The organism is Pseudomonas azadiae (assembly GCF_019145355.1).
Classification (GTDB): Bacteria; Pseudomonadota; Gammaproteobacteria; order Pseudomonadales; family Pseudomonadaceae; genus Aquipseudomonas; species Aquipseudomonas azadiae.
The window spans coordinates 216,246-233,657 of record NZ_JAHSTY010000001.1 but is presented as its reverse complement, the minus strand read 5'-3'; the positions used below and the strand labels follow the sequence as shown (position 1 = coordinate 233,657).

Below are 17,412 nucleotides of genomic sequence, written 5' to 3'. Positions count from 1 at the left end.
GCTCTATAAGTAGGCGGCGTGGGCCGCTTCAAGGCTGCCCTGGGCACGCAGGATCAGCTCGCAGAACTCGCGGGCGGCGCCTTCACCGCCACGGGCGGTGGTGATGCCATGGGCGTGCTCGCGAACAAACGCCGCCGCATTGGCGACGGCCATGCCCAGGCCCACTCGGCGAATCACCGGCAGGTCGGGAAGGTCGTCGCCCAGGTAGGCGACCTGCTCATAGCTTAGGTTGAGTTGGCCAAGAAGCTCGTCCAGGACCACCAGTTTATCCTCGCGGCCCTGATACAGGTGAGCAATTCCCAGGTTTTGTGCGCGGCGTTCCACAACGGGTGTCTTTCGGCCGCTGATAATCGCCGTTTGCACGCCCGCCGCCATCAGCATCTTGATGCCTTGGCCGTCCAGGGTGTTGAAGGTTTTGAACTCGCTGCCGTCTTCGAGGAAATACAGGCGGCCATCGGTCAGTACGCCGTCAACGTCGAAAATCGCCAGCTTGATGTTCTTGCCGCGTTGCAACAGGTCGTTGCTCATCTACATCACTCCCGCACGCAGCAAGTCGTGCATGTTCAAGGCGCCAATGGGGTGGTTTTCGCCATCGACGACCACCAGCGCAAGTATTTTGCTGTCTTCCATGATCTTCAGCGCTTCGGCTGCAAGCATGTCGGGGCGTGCAGTCTTGCCCTGTGGGGTCATGACTTCATCAATGGTTGCCGTCTGGATGTCGAGGTTGCGATCCAGCGTGCGGCGTAGATCGCCGTCGGTGAAAACCCCGGCCAGGCGGCCATCAGACTCCAATATCACGGTCATGCCCAGACGTTTGAGGGTCATTTCCATCAGTGCGTTTTTGAGCAGGGTGCCGCGCTGGACGTGGGGCAATTCATCGCCCGAGTGCATGACGTTTTCAACTTTCAACAGCAAGCGACGGCCCAGGGCGCCGCCCGGGTGGGAAAACGCGAAGTCCTCAGCGGTAAACCCGCGGGCTTCCAGCAGCGCCACGGCCAGGGCGTCGCCCATGACCAGCGCGGCGGTGGTGGAAGAGGTCGGCGCCAGGTTCAGCGGGCAGGCCTCATGGGCCACGTGAACGTTAAGGTTCACTTCGGCGGCCTTGGCCAGCGTCGATTCAGGGTTGCCGGTGACGCTGATCATCTGGATGCCCAGGCGCTTGATCAGAGGCAGCAGGGTCACGATTTCGTTGGTGGTGCCGGAGTTCGACAGTGCCAGGATGATATCGTCCTTGGTGATCATGCCCATGTCGCCGTGGCTGGCCTCGGCCGGGTGTACGAAGAACGCGGTAGTCCCGGTGCTGGCCAGGGTAGCGGCTATCTTGTTGCCGACGTGACCCGACTTGCCCATGCCGACCACGACCACGCGCCCCTTGCTGGCCAAAATCATCTCGCAGGCGCGTACGAAATCTGCGTCGATATGGGCCAGCAAGCCCTCTACGGCTTCAAGCTCAAGGCGGATGGTGCGTTGCGCGGATTGAATAAGGTCGCTGGATTGGCTCATGTCTGAAATCGTATAGCCTGACGAAAAGTCGGCGATTATAGCTGTAATGATCAATTCCCTCACGCAAGTTCGTCAGGGTTTATGCGCGATGCGCGTGAGATTCATCCCAAGCCACGTTTTTTCCCTGTCTGCAATCTGAACTAGCGCTGTTCCGGCCTTGGGCGCCTTGTACGAGCAGTGATATAGTTCGCCGCCAGTTCGGTCCGCCCTGCCCATGCGGCAACTATTGCGCAGCAATTGCACAAGCGTTGCAAACGTTTGTCGCAAGTGTGGTGTCTGAGTGAAAGGCTGCATCCCAAGGAGTTTAGATGAGTGCCGATAACGCCTACGCGGTCGAGCTGAAGGGTCTGTCCTTCAAGCGCGGGACGCGCAGCATCTTCAATAACGTCGATATCCGCATTCCCCGCGGTAAAGTCACGGGCATCATGGGGCCTTCCGGTAGCGGCAAGACCACCCTGTTGCGCCTGATGGGCATGCAATTGCGTCCCAGCGCCGGCGAAGTATGGGTCAACGGCCAGAACCTGCCCACGCTCTCGCGCAGCGATCTGTTCGATGCGCGCAAGCACATGGGCGTACTGTTCCAGAGCGGTGCACTGTTCACCGACCTCGATGTGTTCGAGAACGTGGCTTTTCCGCTGCGGGTGCATACCCAGCTGTCTGACGAAATGATTCGTGACATTGTGTTGCTGAAACTGCAGGCCGTAGGGCTTCGCGGTGCCATCAACCTGATGCCCGACGAACTGTCCGGCGGCATGAAGCGTAGGGTCGCCCTGGCGCGTGCCATCGCCCTTGACCCGCAGATACTGATGTACGACGAGCCTTTTGTCGGTCAGGATCCCATCGCGATGGGCGTGCTGGTGCGTCTGATCCGCCTGCTCAACGACGCGCTGGGCATCACCAGCATCGTGGTTTCCCATGATCTTGCAGAAACCGCAAGCATTGCGGATTACCTTTATGTAGTAGGCGATGGCCAGGTGCTGGGGCAGGGCACGCCAGAGGAACTGATGAACGCCGACAACCCGCGAATCCGCCAATTCATGACCGGCGATCCCGATGGCCCTGTGCCTTTTCACTTTCCGGCAGCGGATTACCGCTCAGATCTTCTGGGGAAGCGCTGATGCGCAAGACATCTCTCATCGAGAAGGTTCGCCTTTTCGGTCGCTCGGGCATCGACATTGTCGAAGTGCTGGGCCGTTCGACGATTTTCCTGTTTCACGCCTTGCTCGGCCGCGGTGGCATCGGTGGCGGCTTTGGGCTGCTGATCAAGCAACTGCACTCAGTCGGCGTGATGTCCCTGGTGATTATTGTGGTTTCAGGGATTTTCATCGGCATGGTGCTGGCGTTGCAGGGCTTCAATATCCTGTCCGGCTACGGTTCGGAGCAGGCAGTCGGGCAGATGGTCGCGCTGACGCTGTTGCGTGAGCTGGGGCCGGTGGTCACGGCGTTGCTGTTTGCGGGCCGCGCCGGTTCTGCGCTGACCGCCGAAATCGGCAACATGAAGTCCACTGAGCAATTGTCCAGCCTGGAAATGATCGGCGTGGACCCGCTCAAGTATATTGTCGCGCCACGCCTGTGGGCCGGCTTCATTTCCCTGCCTCTGCTGGCAATGATCTTCAGCGTGGTGGGTATATGGGGCGGTTCGTGGGTGGCGGTTGACTGGTTGGGCGTCTACGAAGGCTCTTACTGGGGCAACATGCAAAACAGCGTGACCTTCAGCGGTGACGTGCTCAACGGCATCATAAAGAGCATTGTCTTCGCCTTTGTAGTGACCTGGATCGCCGTATTCCAAGGCTACGACTGTGAACCCACCTCAGAAGGGATCAGTCGTGCCACCACCAAGACCGTTGTATACGCCTCGCTGGCGGTACTGGGCCTTGACTTCATTTTGACCGCCTTGATGTTTGGAGATTTCTGATGCAAAACCGCACTGTGGAAATCGGTGTCGGCCTTTTCTTGCTGGCTGGCATCCTGGCTTTATTGTTGTTGGCCCTGCGAGTCAGCGGCCTGTCGGCCAGCCCCACCGCCGATACCTATAAACTTTACGCGTACTTCGACAATATCGCCGGTTTGACTGTCAGAGCTAAAGTGACCATGGCCGGTGTGACGATCGGCAAGGTCACGGCAATCGATCTGGACCGCGACAGCTTCACCGGTCGAGTGACCATGCAACTGGATAAGAAGGTAGATAACCTGCCGACCGACTCCACTGCATCTATCCTCACCGCGGGTCTGCTGGGCGAGAAATACATCGGTGTCAGCGTGGGCGGGGAAACAGCCCTGCTCAAGGATGGCTCGACAATCCACGACACACAGTCGTCGCTGGTGCTTGAAGACCTGATCGGTAAATTCCTGCTTAATACGGTCAACAAAGACGCCAAATGAGGAATCTGTACATGATCTCTACCTTGCGACGTGGCCTTCTGGTACTGCTTGCAGCGCTGCCTTTGATGGCCAACGCAGCAGGTTCTGCACACGAACTGGTGCAGGACACGACCAACAAGATGTTGGCTGACCTGTCAGCCAACAAGGAAAAGTACAAACAGGACCCCACCCAGTTCTACAACGCGCTCAACACGATTGTTGGCCCGGTGGTCGATGCCGAGGGCATCTCACGCAGCATCATGACGGTCAAGTACTCTCGCAAGGCAACGCCTGCGCAGATGCAGACCTTCCAGGAAAACTTCAAGAAAGGCCTGTTCCAGTTCTACGGTAACGCGCTGCTTGAGTACAACAACCAGGGCATTACCGTTGCACCGGCCGGCGATGAGTCAGGCGATCGCACCAGCGTGAACATGAGCGTCAAGGGCAACAACGGCGCTGTCTACCCGGTGCAATACACGCTGGAGAAGGTCAACGGCGAGTGGAAGTTGCGTAACGTGATTATCAACGGCATCAACATTGGCAAGCTGTTCCGTGACCAGTTCGCCGATGCCATGCAGCGCAACGGCAACGACCTGGACAAAACCATCAATGGCTGGGCCGGCGAAGTCGCCAAAGCCAAGGAAGAAACCGATAAAGCTGCCGGGAAGCCCGCGCAATGACCGAGTCGGCTGTTCGTCTCGGCGACGCAGGCGAGCTGTTCATCAGCGGCGTGCTGGACTACCGCACCGGTCCTGGCCTGCGCAAGCAGGGCCAGGCACTGATCAAGACCAGCACTGCACCTGCGTTGGTGCTGGATTGTTCGGCGGTGACCAAGTCCAGCAGTGTCGGTTTGTCATTGCTGCTGTGCTTCATGCGTGATGCCGAGGCGGCCAAAAAGCCCGTCAGCATCCGCGCGATGCCTGAAGACATGCGAGAAATTGCCGAGGTTTCCGGTTTGACCGAGCTGTTGACGCATCCTTAATACACATTATTAGAGAAGCCCCCCGTCAGAGTCCTGCCATGCGGGGTTCGCAGGCGCGGGGCTTTTTTGTATGATGTGCGACCCGCGCGCACTGGGCGCCGATAGAGGTTGAGCATGCAGGCCCTAGAAGTTAAGAGCTTTCTTGAAGGAAAGCTGCCCGAAACGACCGTAGAAGTTGAAGGCGAAGGCTGCAACTTCCAGCTGAACGTGATTAGCGATGAACTGGCGGCACTTAGCCCGGTCAAGCGTCAGCAGCAGATCTATGCCCATTTGAACCCGTGGATCACCGATGGCAGCATCCATGCGGTCACTATGAAATTTTTCAGCCGCGCGGCCTGGGCCGAGCGCACCTGAGCCCCCAAGGCGTCGAGAGTTCTTATGGATAAATTGATTATTACCGGCGGTGCCCGCCTTGATGGCGAGATTCGCATCTCCGGTGCAAAAAACTCCGCCTTGCCGATCCTGGCAGCGACCTTGCTGTGCGATGGCCCGGTGACCGTGGCCAACCTGCCGCACCTGCACGACATTACCACCATGATCGAGCTGTTCGGTCGCATGGGCATCGAGCCTGTGATCGACGAAAAGCTCTCGGTTGAAATCGACCCGCGCACCATCAAGACCCTGATCGCCCCGTACGAGCTGGTGAAAACCATGCGTGCGTCGATCCTGGTGCTCGGTCCGATGGTCGCGCGTTTCGGCGAAGCCGAAGTCGCACTGCCTGGCGGTTGCGCCATCGGCTCGCGTCCGGTTGATCTGCACATTCGCGGCCTGGAAGCCATGGGCGCAGTCATTGACGTCGAAGGCGGCTACATCAAGGCCAAGGCGCCGGAAGGCGGCCTGCGTGGCGCCAGCTTCTTCTTTGATACCGTCAGCGTGACCGGTACCGAGAACATCATGATGGCCGCTGCCCTGGCCAAAGGCCGCAGTGTGCTGCAAAACGCCGCGCGCGAGCCGGAAGTGGTTGACCTGGCCAACTTCCTGAACGCCATGGGCGCGAAGGTTTCCGGTGCCGGCACCGACACCATCACCATCGATGGTGTTGAGCGCCTGCACACTGCAACCTACAAGGTGATGCCGGACCGCATCGAGACCGGTACCTACCTGGTTGCCGCCGCCGTCACCGGTGGTCGCGTCAAGGTCAAGGACACCGATCCGACCATCCTGGAAGCGGTCCTGGAAAAACTGCGCGAAGCCGGTGCCGAAATCACCACCGGCGAGGACTGGATCGAGCTGAACATGCACGGCAAACGCCCTAAGGCCGTCAACGTGCGTACCGCTCCGTATCCGGCGTTCCCGACCGACATGCAGGCACAGTTCATCTCCCTGAACGCGATTGCCGAAGGCACCGGTGCCGTCATCGAGACCATCTTCGAAAACCGCTTCATGCACGTGTACGAACTGCATCGCATGGGCGCGAAGATCCAGGTTGAAGGCAACACCGCCATCGTGACCGGCACTGAAAAGCTCAAGGGCGCGCCCGTCATGGCGACTGACCTGCGGGCTTCAGCCAGCCTGGTAATCTCGGCGCTGATCGCCGAAGGCGACACGTTGATCGACCGTATCTACCACATAGACCGTGGCTACGAGTGCATTGAAGAAAAACTGCAGATGCTCGGCGCGAAAATCCGCCGCGTACCGGGCTAGCCGACCACTGTCATTGTAGTGAGCGGGCTTGCCCCGCGCTGGACTGCGCAGCAGTCCCGTTTTGGGGGGCGCTACGCAACCCAGCGCGGGGCAAGCCCGCTCACTACAAGGCACCGGGCGGTATGCTGAATCTGTTTCAAATCGAGGCTGTAATGGCCTCGATCTGTGTCTGGCGCCGTTTGCGACCGGACAGCAATAGCCTGATGAAGGATTAACGTTTCCCATGTTGACCATCGCACTGTCCAAGGGCCGCATCCTTGACGATACGCTGCCGCTTCTGGCTGAAGCGGGCATCGTGCCGACCGAGAATCCGGACAAGAGCCGCAAGCTGATCATCCCCACGACCCAGGACGATGTTCGCCTGTTGATTGTGCGGGCTACCGACGTGCCGACCTATGTTGAACATGGCGCGGCCGACCTGGGCGTCGCCGGTAAAGACGTGCTGATGGAATACGGCGGCCAGGGTCTGTACGAACCCTTGGACCTGCGTATCGCCCTGTGCAAGCTGATGACCGCCGGCCGTGTCGGCGACGTCGAGCCAAAAGGGCGCCTGCGCGTGGCAACCAAGTTCGTCAACGTTGCCAAGCGCTATTACGCCGAACAAGGCCGTCAGGTCGATATCATCAAGCTCTACGGTTCGATGGAGTTGGCGCCGCTGATCGGCCTGGCCGACAAGATCATCGACGTGGTCGACACCGGCAACACCCTGCGCGCCAACGGCCTGGAACCCCAGGATTTCATTGCCGACATCAGCTCCCGCCTGATCGTCAACAAAGCTTCGATGAAAATGCAACACGCCCGTATCCAGGCGTTGATCGACACCCTGCGCAAAGCAGTGGAGTCTCGACACCGCGGTTGACTCACCCGCGTAGCTCACAAGCTGCGCCCGTCTATCCGCCTCATAGCCAGAATTCTCAGGTGCCCAAGCGGAGCGAACGGTAGTTTAGGGCGCCTGAGTTTTTGCCAATCCTATGAGGCCCTCGCTATGACCACGTCCACTGCAATTGCCCGACTCAACGCTGCCGATCCGGATTTCGCCCATCATCTGGATCATCTGCTGAGCTGGGAAAGCGTGTCCGACGATTCGGTCAACCTGCGCGTGCTCGATATCATCAAGGCCGTGCGCGAACGCGGTGACGCGGCGCTGGTGGACTTCACCCGCCAGTTCGACGGCCTGGACGTGCAGTCCATGTCCGACCTGATCCTGCCACGTGAACGCCTGGAACTGGCCCTGACGCGCATCACCGCGCCGCAGCGCGAAGCCCTCGAAGTGGCGGCCGCGCGGGTGCGCAGCTACCACGAAAAACAGAAACAGGAGTCCTGGAGCTACACCGAGGCCGACGGCACCGTGCTGGGCCAGAAGGTCACGCCGCTGGACCGCGCGGGCCTGTACGTGCCGGGCGGTAAGGCCTCCTACCCCTCGTCGGTACTGATGAATGCTATTCCGGCCAAAGTGGCGGGCGTGACCGAAGTGGTCATGGTCGTGCCGACCCCGCGCGGTGAAATCAACGAACTGGTGCTGGCGGCTGCCTGTATTGCCGGTGTCGACCGGGTCTTCACCATCGGTGGCGCCCAGGCCGTCGCGGCCCTGGCCTATGGCACCGAAAGCGTGCCGAAGGTCGACAAAGTGGTCGGCCCCGGCAACATCTACGTCGCCACCGCCAAGCGTCACGTGTTTGGCCAAGTGGGGATCGATATGATCGCCGGCCCGTCGGAAATCCTGGTGGTGTGCGATGGCCAGACCGACCCGGACTGGATCGCCATGGACCTGTTTTCCCAGGCCGAGCACGACGAAGACGCCCAGGCGATCCTGGTCAGCCCCGACGCCGAGTTCCTCGACAAAGTCGCGGCCAGCATCGACAAACTGCTGCCCACCATGGACCGCGCCGAAATCATCGAGAAGTCGATCAATGGCCGTGGCGCGTTGATCCAGGTGCGCGACATGGAACAGGCCATCGAAGTGGCCAACCGTATCGCCCCGGAACACCTGGAATTGTCCGTGGCTGACCCGCAAGCCTGGTTGCCGTCGATTCGTCACGCCGGCGCGATCTTCATGGGCCGCCATACCAGCGAAGCCCTGGGCGACTACTGCGCGGGCCCCAACCACGTGCTGCCGACCTCAGGCACCGCGCGTTTCTCGTCGCCGCTGGGGGTGTATGACTTCCAGAAGCGCTCGTCGATAATTTTCTGCTCGCCACAAGGCGCTTCCGAACTGGGCAAGACTGCTTCGGTCCTGGCCCGTGGCGAATCGCTGAGCGCCCACGCCCGCAGTGCCGAATACCGCATTCTTGAAGAGGGGAACTGAGACATGAGCAAATTCTGGAGCCCCTTCGTCAAGAACCTCGTGCCTTACGTACCCGGCGAACAACCGAAACTGACCAAACTGGTCAAGCTCAACACCAATGAAAACCCCTATGGGCCTTCGCCGAAGGCGTTGGCCGCGATGCAGGCCGAGTTGAACGACAACCTGCGCCTGTACCCGGACCCCAACAGCGACCTGCTCAAGCAAGCGGTGGCCAGGTATTACGGGATCGACGCCGGCAAAGTGTTCCTCGGCAATGGTTCCGACGAGGTCCTCGCGCACATCTTCCATGGCCTGTTCCAGCACGATTTGCCACTGCTCTTCCCGGATATCAGCTACAGCTTCTACCCGGTTTACTGCGGCCTCTATGGCATAAAGTCCGACCCGGTGCCGCTGGACGAGCAGTTCCAGATCCGCGTGGCAGACTATGCCAAGCCCAACGGCGGGATCATCTTCCCCAACCCGAACGCGCCGACCGGCTGCGTGCTGGCGCTGGACGCAGTGGAACAGATCCTCAAGGCCAGCCCGGACTCGGTAGTGGTAGTGGATGAAGCCTATATCGACTTCGGTGGCGAGACGGCCATCAGTCTGGTGGACCGCTACCCCAACCTGCTGGTGACCCAGACCCTGTCCAAATCGCGCTCACTGGCCGGTTTGCGTGTGGGCCTGGCCGTGGGCCATCCGGACCTGATCGAGGCGCTGGAGCGGGTCAAGAACAGCTTCAACTCCTATCCGCTGGATCGCTTGGCGATTGTTGGCGCGGCGGCCGCGTTTGACGACCGCGAGTACTTCGAGAAAACCTGCCGATTGGTCATCGATAGCCGCGACACGGTAGTCGCTCAGCTTGAGGCCAAGGGCTTTGAGGTGTTGCCGTCGGCGGCCAACTTCATCTTTGCGCGCCACCCACGACACGACGCAGCCGGCCTGGCGGCCAAATTGCGTGAGCAAGGGGTGATTGTGCGGCACTTCAAACAGGCGCGGATTGCGCAGTTCCTGCGGATCAGCATCGGTACGCCGGAGCAGAACCAGGCGTTGATCGATGGGCTCGGCGAGCTTTAACAGACGCTGAAATCAAATGTGGGAGCTGGCTTGCCAGCGAAGTATATCAAACGACAGATATGTCGCCTGTTACACCGCCATCGCAGGCAAGCCAGCTCCCACACTGATTCGCGTTGCGTCGGTTAAAGTAGTGGTTCATCCGGCTTCTTGTTCTTCCAACCATCATTGCCCGGCAGCAACAGGTTCAACCCGATCGCCACCACCGCACACAGGGCGATGCCCTTGAGGCCGAAATCATCCGGGCCGTCGCCGGTACCGACCAGCACACCGCCAATCCCGAATACCAGGGTCACCGACACAATCACCAGGTTGCGCGCCTCGCCGAGGTCGATCCTGTGGCGGATCAGGGTGTTCATGCCCACCGCTGCAATCGAACCGAACAGCAGGCACAGAATCCCGCCCATCACCGGCACCGGAATGCTCTGCAGCAATGCCCCGAACTTACCGATAAACGCCAGGCTGATGGCAAACACCGCCGCCCAGGTCATGATCTTCGGGTTGTAGTTCTTGGTCAGCATCACCGCACCGGTCACTTCGGCGTAGGTGGTGTTCGGTGGGCCGCCAAACAGGCCGGCGGCCGTGGTGGCAATGCCGTCACCCAGCAGGGTGCGGTGCAGGCCGGGCTTCTTCAGGTAGTCGCGACCGGTCACGCTGCCGACGGCAATCACGCCGCCAATGTGTTCGATCGCCGGGGCGAGGGCCACCGGGACGATAAACAGGATCGCCTGCCAGTTGAATTCCGGCGCGGTGAAATGGGGCAGGGCGAACCAGGGCGCGGCGGCGATCTTCGCCGTGTCGACCACGCCAAAGTAGAACGCCATGGCAAAACCCACCAGCACGCCGGAAATGATCGGCACCAGGCGGAAAATGCCCTTGCCGAATACCGCGACGATCAAAGTGGTGAGCAGCGCCGGCATCGAAATCATCATGGCAGTCTGGTAATGGATCAGCTCGGCACCGTCGCCGGACTTGCCCATTGCCATGTTCGCGGCAATCGGCGCCATGGCCAGGCCGATGGAAATGATCACCGGCCCGATCACCACAGGCGGCAGCAGCCGGTCGATAAAACCGGTGCCTTTGATCTTCACCGCCAAGCCCAGGAACGTATAGACGAAACCGGCCGCCATCACCCCGCCCATGGTCGCCGCGAGGCCGAACTGGCCCTTGGCGAGAATGATCGGGGTAATGAAGGCAAAGCTCGATGCCAGGAAAACCGGCACCTGGCGCCCTGTGACGACCTGGAACAGCAACGTACCCAGGCCTGCGGTGAACAGTGCGACGTTTGGATCAAGACCTGTGATCAGCGGCATCAACACCAGCGCCCCAAATGCCACGAAGAGCATTTGTGCGCCAGACAGGATCTGGCGCCAAAGCGGGTCGTTGAATTCATCCTGCATGCTCAACCGTCCTTCTGCTTGGTGCCGAAGATCTTGTCACCGGCATCGCCAAGGCCTGGGATGATGTAGCCGTGTTCGTTCAAGCGTTCGTCGATGGACGCCGTGTAGATCTGCACGTCCGGGTGGGCTTTTTCGACGGCGGCGATACCTTCCGGCGCGGCCACCAGCACCATGGCGCGGATGTCCTTGCAGCCGGCTTTTTTCAGCAGGTCGATGGTGGCGACCATGGAGCTGCCGGTGGCGAGCATCGGGTCGATGATCATCGCCAGGCGTTCATCGATTTCCGGGACGAGTTTTTCCAGGTAGGTGTGGGCCTGCAAGGTTTGTTCGTTGCGGGCCACGCCCACGGCGCTGACCTTGGCGCCCGGGATCAGGCTGAGGACGCCTTCGAGCATGCCGATACCGGCGCGCAGGATAGGCACGACGGTGATTTTCTTACCGGCGATTTTCTCGACCTGGACGGTGCCGGCCCAGCCTTGAATATCGTAGGTTTCCAAGGGCAGATCCTTGGTGGCTTCGTAAGTGAGCAACGCTCCGACTTCCTGAGCAAGCTCACGGAAATTCTTCGTGCTAATGTCGGCGCGGCGCATAAGGCCGAGCTTGTGTCGGATCAGCGGGTGGCGGATCTCGCGAGTGGGCATGGGAAAGGCTCCGGCGGCGGGCAAAAAAACCGGCCTAGATTAATCTATCCGAGGGTGTTGTCCTATAGACATCACCTACGTTAGTCCATAAAGGCTTGCTCGGAGCGCATGAGAAGCGTACCTTCGCCCGCTTTTCTTGCCACAGCACCCCTTGGAGAGCGCCATGTCCGCTGATCTCGAGCATATCCGTCAAATCATGCGCGAGGCTGACTGCCTGTACACCGAAGCGCAAGTCGAAGAAGCGATCGCCAAGGTCGGCGCACACATCACCCGCGAAATGGCCGACACCAACCCAGTGGTTTTCTGTGTGATGAACGGTGGTTTGATTTTCGCCGGTAAATTGCTGACTCATCTGCAATTCCCGCTGGAAGCGTCCTACCTGCACGCCACCCGCTATCGCAACGAAACCACCGGCGGCGACCTGTTCTGGAAAGCCAAGCCGGAAGTGTCGTTCATCGACCGCGACGTGCTGATCATCGACGACATCCTCGACGAAGGTCACACCTTGGGCGCGATCATCGACTTCTGCAAACACGCCGGTGCGCGTAAAGTGCACACTGCCGTGCTGATCGACAAAGACCACGACCGCAAGGCGCGCCCGGATCTTAAGGCCGATTACGTAGGCTTGCCGTGCATTGACCGCTACATCTTCGGTTACGGCATGGACTACAAAGGCTACTGGCGCAACGCCAACGGGATTTTCGCCGTCAAAGGGATGTAAGCCATGACCCGCTTTCTTGATCAGACATTGTTTGCCGAACTGGCCGAGAAAGCGGCCGCCAGCCCCCGTGGGCGGCATCACCACAACTTCCACCAGATGGACGAGCCGTGCCATCGCTTGGCCGTGGGCTTGCAACCCAGCACGTATGTGCCGCCGCATCGGCACCTGAGCGCGGACAAAGCTGAGACCTTGCTGGTGGTCCAGGGTAGCCTGGGCCTGCTGGTGTTCAGCGAAACCGGCGAAGTGCTCGCCAGGCGCGTGATGCAGGCGGGCGGTGAATGTTCCGGCGTCGATCTGCCGCCCGGCGTGTTTCATGGCCTGGTGGTGCTGGCGCCTGACACCGTGATGTTCGAATGCAAGGCCGGGCCTTATCGTCCGGTGGGCGAGGGCGAACTGGCTGAGTGGGCGCCGCGCGAAGGCGATGCGGGCGTGGCCGAGTATCAACGCTGGATGCTCGCCCAGTTCGATTGAGCTACAGTGCTGGGCTACCTCGCACGGAGCGGCCCATGAACCTGTTTTTGATACGCACCTGCGCCGCCCTGGCGCTGACCCTGAGTTTGCCTCTGGCCGCCGCACCGGCGCTGATGCACAGCCAGTTCCTGCCGCCCGACGACCTCACCGTGCGTACTGAAACCCCTGACCAGCAGCAATTGCTGCAGGTCACTGAGTACGCGGTGGTGGTGGGCAACCAGCGCCAGTCCAACCAGCAACCGATCCCGGTGACCTCGCCGCTGGTGATCCGCCTCAAGGGCAAGTCCCTGAACAAAGGCGCGAGCATTAGCCAGGTGGTGCTCAATTTTGACGCCGAGAGCAAAAGCCTGAAAAAGCCGGTGTACGACGACAAGAGCAAAACCTTGACCTTGTCTTACCCCCTTGCCCAATACCAAGTCATCGTTGATTTGCTGCGCAATGACACGGTGTATGTACAGTTTCTCAGCTATGCCAATGGGCATATCTGGGCCGACCTGCATACCGGCGCTGTTCGCGCCAAGTAATCCAGTCGATGCAGGCCCAGCCCTGTGAATGCATTTCCCTGTGGGAGCTGGCTTGCCTGCGAGCGGTGAATCAGTAACAGATGAGTCGGCTGACACACTGCTATCGCAGGCAAGCCAGCTCCCACAGGAGTGTTTGGTTGTTTTCGAAGGTGGTGTCTGGCAGGTAGACTTCTCTCCCCGTGTAATGTCCGCAGGCTGGAGTCGGTAATGCGTAAAGATAAGAAACAGGTGATTGGCGACGAAATCGGCGACGATCAGATCAAGTTGTTCCTGGACTTCGAGCCGGTCGACGCAACTTCACCCTCCCTGCACAAACTGATCAAGGCCTACCGTGGCCTGCGCATCGACGATTTCGAGCGTTTCCTGGGCTTTTTCAAGGAGGCCGGCCTGGACCTCGATGGCAAGGATGAGCAGGGCCAGACGTTCGTCGACCTGATCAAGGACCAGCGCAACGCCGCTGAGTACATTGAGCTGATCAATAACGCCCGCGGCTGATTTTCCGCGCCCATGAAAAAACGCCCCGAGCAGACTGTGTGAAAACACGCTGAAGGCGGCCTAAGCAAACGCCCCGACTTGTTCGGGGCGTTTGCTTTTGTGCAGGTAACAGGCGAAAAAAGGCTTTTCAGCCCATCAACTCCATCATTCGACGTACACCCAGCACATTGATCGCTCTTTTGAGGTTGTAGGCGCTCACTGCCAAGGCCATTTCCGCTCTTGCCCCCTCGCACTGTCGCAGCAGGAAGCGGCCGTTTCCAAACAGCCATTGCTTAAGGTTGCCGAAGGGGTGCTCAACGATTGACCTTCGGCTCACCATCATTTCGGGATTTGCCTGCATGCGCTGCTCCATTTATTCAGCTGTTTGAGCGTCAGCAGTTTGCCAGCAGGGCATCGGTACTGATCCTGCTGCGCATCGTAAGTAAAATCTTCTCGCTCGAAGAGTTCCTTCTCCTTGCTACGGGGGTTAACTGCTCGGTTGGGCGATACATACGCCGTAATGCCCGCCTCTTCACACGCCTGGAACTGCTTGCCATTGGAGTAGCCCGCATCGGCGGTCACGCTCAGTTCGCTCTGCTGCAACTGTTCTTTGGCAGCCTTGGCCATGGGCTCAAGTTGCTGCGTATCGTTGCCGTCTTGTGTCACGTCGTGATGCAGGATCAAGCAGTGTTCAGCGTCCACGGCGGTTTGTACGTTATAAGCCACCCGCGGGCCTTTGGGCGTGCGCATCATTCGGGCATCGCTTTCGCCGGTGTTGAACTGCTCGATCCCCATCGACTTCATCAGCGCCTGGCAGGTCAGGTTGTTCAGTTGCCGGGCTTCAAGTTGCTCCAGCGCTGTCTTGATGGCGCTACGGTCAATGGTTTCACCCGCTTCGGCTTTATCGGCCTCATCCAGTTCGGCCAGATATTGGACGATGCGCTTATCCAGCTTTTCCTGCTGGCGCTTAAGCTGTTTCACGTTCAGATGGCGCCGCGAAGAGGCTACCGCCTGAAATTTACTGCCATCAATGGCAACCAGGTCGCCAGTAATCAAACCGACCGTACGGCAGAACTGAACGAAGACCCGACACGTTGCACTGAACGCTTGTTTGTTGTCCTTGCGAAAGTCGGCAATGGTCTTGAAATCGGGTTTGAGGCGGTTGAGTAACCACATGACTTCGATGTTGCGCTGGCACTCGGCTTCGAGACGACGAGAGGAGCGGATACGCTGGAAATAGCCGTACAGATAGAGCTTGAGCTGATCTGCCGGATCGTAAGAGGGGCGGCCTGTGCTTTTGGGTACCGCCTTGTCGAACCCCAAGCGTATGAGATCGAGCTTGGCAACGAAGGCATCAATCACGCGAACGAGGTGATCCTCAGGGATTAAATCTTCCAGCGAAACCGGAAAAAGGCTGGTCTGATCGCGCGCTTGACCCTGGATGTAAGCCATAACAAAAATGCCCCGTATCTTTCGATACGGGGCATTCTCTTAAACCGCGACGCAGATTGCCAGGTTTTCACACAGTCTGCGAGGGGCGTTTTTTTTGCCGTCAAGACTTCAAGCGTAGCTCTCGGTCTCGGCGGCAGGCTCAACCAGTTCCAGGCTGATGTTGTTCTGCGTGTTGATCTTGCGATACAGCTCGGCATCCGTCTCCAGGACTTTCTCGCGGGCCGGGAAGATCTCGTGCAGCTTGGCCGCCCACTCACCGGCAGCTTTTTCCGGGAAGCAGCGCTCGATCAGTTCGAGCATGATCGAAACGGTCACCGAAGCACCCGGGGATGCGCCCAGCAGTGCCGCCAGCGAGCCGTCCTTGGCCGCTACCAGTTCGGTGCCGAATTGCAGCACGCCGCCTTTTTTCGGGTCTTTCTTGATGATCTGCACCCGTTGCCCGGCCACTTCCAGGCGCCAGTCTTCGGCTTTCGCCTCAGGGTAGAAACGGCGCAGGGATTCCAGACGCTGTTCCATGGATTGGCGCACTTCGCTGACCAGGTACTTGGTCAGGTCCATGTTGTCCCGCGCCACGGCCAGCATCGGGCCGATGTTGCCGGCGCGAATCGACAGTGGCAGGTCCATGAACGAGCCGTGCTTGAGGAACTTGGTGGTGAATCCGGCGTATGGCCCGAACAGCAGGGACTTCTTGCCATCTACCACGCGGGTGTCCAGGTGCGGCACCGACATCGGCGGCGAGCCCACGGCGGCCTGGCTGTAGACCTTGGCCTGGTGATGCTTGACCACTTCCGGGTTGTCGCAACGCAGCCATTGGCCGCTGACCGGGAAGCCGCCAAAACCTTTGCTTTCTTCGATGCCCGAGGCTTGCAGCAGCGGCAGCGCCGCGCCACCGGCGCCCAGGAACACGAATTTGGCATCCACTTCACGGCTGTTGCCGCTGTTGACGTCCTTGATGCTGACCGTCCAGCCGGCGCCGTTGCGCTTGAGGCCGGTAACGCGCTTGCAGTACTTGACCTGGGCATCCGGCGAACTGGTCAGGTGGCTGAGCAGTTGAATCGTCAGTGCGCCAAAGTTCACGTCGGTGCCGTTCATGACACGCGTGGCCGCGATTTTTTCATCGAGCGGGCGCCCCGGCATCATCAGCGGCATCCACTCGGCCATCTCGCCACGGTCTTCGGTGTAGTGCATGTCCGAAAACGCGTGGTGCCGGCTGAGGGTTTCAAAGCGCTTCTTGAGGAAAGACACGCCTTTGTCGCCCTGCACGAAGCTCAGGTGCGGCACCGGACTGATAAAAGACTTGGACGAGCCAAAGGTGCCCTTTTGGGTCAGGTACGCCCAGAACTGCTTCGACACCTCGAACTGGGTGTTGATGTGGACGGCTTTCTTGATGTCGATGGAGCCATCGGCGGCCTGCGGTGTGTAGTTCAGCTCACACAGCCCGGCGTGGCCGGTACCGGCGTTGTTCCACGGGTTGGAACTTTCCGCGGCACCCGAATCCATCAGCTCAACGACTTCCAGCTTGAGGCCGGGGTCGAGCTCTTTGAGCAGCACGGCCAGGGTGGCACTCATGATGCCGGCCCCTACCAGTACTACGTCGACTGCTTCGTTATGCGCCATTTAACGCGTCTCCAAAATCTGCAGCACCAAATTGACGGCATGGCTGCCAGGAGTGACGGGGCGGTTCACGTGTTGCCCCAGGTTACCCATGGCCAGGATCGCCATGTCCGATTCGCAATCTTTGCATGTTCAGCGCACGCTTGCTGCCAGCTAATCTGCCTATGAACGCATTCATGGGCGCCTGTGGCAATTCGACTTATGGTCAAAGCGTGCGATTCGTGCAATCAATCCGTAGCGGACAGGCTCAAGCTCCGGTTGTCGAGG

General features: G+C 59.7%; 19 protein-coding genes and 1 pseudogene. 14 read left to right on the top strand and 6 right to left on the bottom strand.

Annotated elements, in window-relative coordinates; genetic code table 11:
- Window positions 1–3: 3 nt before the first annotated feature.
- Both KVG91_RS01060 and KVG91_RS01055 read right to left on the bottom strand, forming a co-directional pair.
- Entirely contained in the window at window positions 4–528 is a 525-nt protein-coding gene (locus KVG91_RS01060) for a KdsC family phosphatase (RefSeq protein ID WP_169374799.1), read from the bottom strand.
- Entirely contained in the window at window positions 529–1,503 is a 975-nt protein-coding gene (locus KVG91_RS01055; protein WP_169374800.1) for a KpsF/GutQ family sugar-phosphate isomerase, read from the bottom strand. It abuts the gene before it with no gap.
- Window positions 1,504–1,811: 308 nt separating this feature from the next.
- On the opposite strand from KVG91_RS01055, the gene KVG91_RS01050 reads away from it, so the two are divergent.
- The 10 genes from KVG91_RS01050 (at window position 1,812) to hisC (ending at window position 9,851) form a co-directional block, all read left to right on the top strand.
- Entirely contained in the window at window positions 1,812–2,621 is an 810-nt protein-coding gene (locus KVG91_RS01050) for an ATP-binding cassette domain-containing protein (RefSeq protein ID WP_169374801.1), read from the top strand.
- Window positions 2,621–3,418, top strand: coding sequence for a lipid asymmetry maintenance ABC transporter permease subunit MlaE (gene mlaE, locus KVG91_RS01045; protein WP_169374802.1), 798 nt, complete (start codon window positions 2,621–2,623; stop codon window positions 3,416–3,418). The genes KVG91_RS01050 and mlaE overlap by 1 nt, the downstream gene beginning before the upstream one ends.
- Window positions 3,418–3,885 carry an outer membrane lipid asymmetry maintenance protein MlaD gene (gene mlaD, locus KVG91_RS01040; RefSeq protein ID WP_003171814.1) on the top strand — a complete coding sequence of 156 codons (468 nt, stop codon included), beginning with the start codon at window positions 3,418–3,420 and terminating at the stop codon, window positions 3,883–3,885. The genes mlaE and mlaD overlap by 1 nt, the downstream gene beginning before the upstream one ends.
- A gap of 11 nt (window positions 3,886–3,896) precedes the next feature.
- On the top strand, window positions 3,897–4,544 hold the full coding sequence (locus tag KVG91_RS01035) for an MlaC/ttg2D family ABC transporter substrate-binding protein (RefSeq protein WP_076951188.1): 648 nt from the start codon (window positions 3,897–3,899) through the stop codon (window positions 4,542–4,544).
- Window positions 4,541–4,846, top strand: a complete 306-nt coding sequence (locus KVG91_RS01030; RefSeq protein WP_169374803.1) for an STAS domain-containing protein — start codon at window positions 4,541–4,543, stop codon at window positions 4,844–4,846. Before KVG91_RS01035 ends, KVG91_RS01030 begins: the two co-directional genes overlap by 4 nt.
- Window positions 4,847–4,960: 114 nt before the next feature.
- Window positions 4,961–5,200, top strand: a complete 240-nt coding sequence (locus tag KVG91_RS01025; RefSeq protein WP_003188597.1) for a BolA family protein — start codon at window positions 4,961–4,963, stop codon at window positions 5,198–5,200.
- Window positions 5,201–5,224: 24 nt separating this feature from the next.
- A complete protein-coding gene (gene murA, locus KVG91_RS01020; protein ID WP_076951190.1) occupies window positions 5,225–6,490 on the top strand; it encodes a UDP-N-acetylglucosamine 1-carboxyvinyltransferase in 1,266 nt (421 codons plus the stop codon).
- A gap of 223 nt (window positions 6,491–6,713) precedes the next feature.
- Complete coding sequence (hisG, locus tag KVG91_RS01015; RefSeq protein ID WP_003188599.1) at window positions 6,714–7,349, top strand: ATP phosphoribosyltransferase; 636 nt, start codon at window positions 6,714–6,716, stop codon at window positions 7,347–7,349.
- Window positions 7,350–7,475: 126 nt separating this feature from the next.
- The gene (gene hisD / locus KVG91_RS01010; RefSeq protein ID WP_169374804.1) at window positions 7,476–8,795 is read left to right on the top strand and encodes a histidinol dehydrogenase; all 1,320 of its coding nucleotides are present in this window, start codon (window positions 7,476–7,478) and stop codon (window positions 8,793–8,795) included.
- Window positions 8,796–8,798: 3 nt separating this feature from the next.
- Entirely contained in the window at window positions 8,799–9,851 is a 1,053-nt protein-coding gene (gene hisC, locus KVG91_RS01005) for a histidinol-phosphate transaminase (protein WP_169374805.1), read from the top strand.
- A gap of 122 nt (window positions 9,852–9,973) precedes the next feature.
- Here the strand turns inward: hisC and KVG91_RS01000 are convergent, their stop codons facing one another.
- Entirely contained in the window at window positions 9,974–11,248 is a 1,275-nt protein-coding gene (locus KVG91_RS01000; protein ID WP_169374806.1) for a uracil-xanthine permease family protein, read from the bottom strand.
- Window positions 11,249–11,250: 2 nt separating this feature from the next.
- Window positions 11,251–11,889, bottom strand: coding sequence for a uracil phosphoribosyltransferase (upp, locus tag KVG91_RS00995; RefSeq protein WP_076951195.1), 639 nt, complete (start codon window positions 11,887–11,889; stop codon window positions 11,251–11,253).
- A gap of 163 nt (window positions 11,890–12,052) precedes the next feature.
- On the opposite strand from upp, the gene KVG91_RS00990 reads away from it, so the two are divergent.
- The 4 genes from KVG91_RS00990 to KVG91_RS00975 all read left to right on the top strand — a co-directional run bounded on the left by KVG91_RS00990 (window position 12,053) and on the right by KVG91_RS00975 (window position 14,100).
- Window positions 12,053–12,610 (top strand): hypoxanthine-guanine phosphoribosyltransferase, encoded by a 558-nt coding sequence (locus KVG91_RS00990; protein ID WP_034102221.1) that lies wholly within the window; start codon window positions 12,053–12,055, stop codon window positions 12,608–12,610.
- 3 nt (window positions 12,611–12,613) lie between these two features.
- The gene (locus KVG91_RS00985; RefSeq protein ID WP_169374807.1) at window positions 12,614–13,081 is read left to right on the top strand and encodes a WbuC family cupin fold metalloprotein; all 468 of its coding nucleotides are present in this window, start codon (window positions 12,614–12,616) and stop codon (window positions 13,079–13,081) included.
- A gap of 35 nt (window positions 13,082–13,116) precedes the next feature.
- Window positions 13,117–13,605 (top strand): hypothetical protein, encoded by a 489-nt coding sequence (locus KVG91_RS00980; protein WP_169374808.1) that lies wholly within the window; start codon window positions 13,117–13,119, stop codon window positions 13,603–13,605.
- Window positions 13,606–13,812: 207 nt separating this feature from the next.
- Window positions 13,813–14,100, top strand: a complete 288-nt coding sequence (locus KVG91_RS00975) for a PA4642 family protein (protein ID WP_169374809.1) — start codon at window positions 13,813–13,815, stop codon at window positions 14,098–14,100.
- Between the two features lie 127 nt (window positions 14,101–14,227).
- On the opposite strand, the pseudogene KVG91_RS00970 reads toward KVG91_RS00975, so the two are convergent.
- Window positions 14,228–15,531 (bottom strand): annotated as a pseudogene (locus KVG91_RS00970) (IS1182 family transposase).
- Window positions 15,532–15,639: 108 nt separating this feature from the next.
- Window positions 15,640–17,148 carry a malate dehydrogenase (quinone) gene (gene mqo / locus KVG91_RS00965; RefSeq protein WP_169374449.1) on the bottom strand — a complete coding sequence of 503 codons (1,509 nt, stop codon included), beginning with the start codon at window positions 17,146–17,148 and terminating at the stop codon, window positions 15,640–15,642.
- Window positions 17,149–17,412 lie beyond the last annotated feature (264 nt).

What these genes read in the sequence shown, in the direction of transcription:
- KVG91_RS01060 (WP_169374799.1), bottom strand. Translation starts at nt 528, where the DNA reads ATGAGCAACGACCTGTTGCAACGCGGCAAGAACATCAAGCTGGCGATT.
- KVG91_RS01055 (WP_169374800.1), bottom strand. Translation starts at nt 1,503, where the DNA reads ATGAGCCAATCCAGCGACCTTATTCAATCCGCGCAACGCACCATCCGC.
- KVG91_RS01050 (WP_169374801.1), top strand. Translation starts at nt 1,812, where the DNA reads ATGAGTGCCGATAACGCCTACGCGGTCGAGCTGAAGGGTCTGTCCTTC.
- mlaE (WP_169374802.1), top strand. Translation starts at nt 2,621, where the DNA reads ATGCGCAAGACATCTCTCATCGAGAAGGTTCGCCTTTTCGGTCGCTCG.
- mlaD (WP_003171814.1), top strand. Translation starts at nt 3,418, where the DNA reads ATGCAAAACCGCACTGTGGAAATCGGTGTCGGCCTTTTCTTGCTGGCT.
- KVG91_RS01035 (WP_076951188.1), top strand. Translation starts at nt 3,897, where the DNA reads ATGATCTCTACCTTGCGACGTGGCCTTCTGGTACTGCTTGCAGCGCTG.
- KVG91_RS01030 (WP_169374803.1), top strand. Translation starts at nt 4,541, where the DNA reads ATGACCGAGTCGGCTGTTCGTCTCGGCGACGCAGGCGAGCTGTTCATC.
- KVG91_RS01025 (WP_003188597.1), top strand. Translation starts at nt 4,961, where the DNA reads ATGCAGGCCCTAGAAGTTAAGAGCTTTCTTGAAGGAAAGCTGCCCGAA.
- murA (WP_076951190.1), top strand. Translation starts at nt 5,225, where the DNA reads ATGGATAAATTGATTATTACCGGCGGTGCCCGCCTTGATGGCGAGATT.
- hisG (WP_003188599.1), top strand. Translation starts at nt 6,714, where the DNA reads ATGTTGACCATCGCACTGTCCAAGGGCCGCATCCTTGACGATACGCTG.
- hisD (WP_169374804.1), top strand. Translation starts at nt 7,476, where the DNA reads ATGACCACGTCCACTGCAATTGCCCGACTCAACGCTGCCGATCCGGAT.
- hisC (WP_169374805.1), top strand. Translation starts at nt 8,799, where the DNA reads ATGAGCAAATTCTGGAGCCCCTTCGTCAAGAACCTCGTGCCTTACGTA.
- KVG91_RS01000 (WP_169374806.1), bottom strand. Translation starts at nt 11,248, where the DNA reads ATGCAGGATGAATTCAACGACCCGCTTTGGCGCCAGATCCTGTCTGGC.
- upp (WP_076951195.1), bottom strand. Translation starts at nt 11,889, where the DNA reads ATGCCCACTCGCGAGATCCGCCACCCGCTGATCCGACACAAGCTCGGC.
- KVG91_RS00990 (WP_034102221.1), top strand. Translation starts at nt 12,053, where the DNA reads ATGTCCGCTGATCTCGAGCATATCCGTCAAATCATGCGCGAGGCTGAC.
- KVG91_RS00985 (WP_169374807.1), top strand. Translation starts at nt 12,614, where the DNA reads ATGACCCGCTTTCTTGATCAGACATTGTTTGCCGAACTGGCCGAGAAA.
- KVG91_RS00980 (WP_169374808.1), top strand. Translation starts at nt 13,117, where the DNA reads ATGAACCTGTTTTTGATACGCACCTGCGCCGCCCTGGCGCTGACCCTG.
- KVG91_RS00975 (WP_169374809.1), top strand. Translation starts at nt 13,813, where the DNA reads ATGCGTAAAGATAAGAAACAGGTGATTGGCGACGAAATCGGCGACGAT.
- mqo (WP_169374449.1), bottom strand. Translation starts at nt 17,148, where the DNA reads ATGGCGCATAACGAAGCAGTCGACGTAGTACTGGTAGGGGCCGGCATC.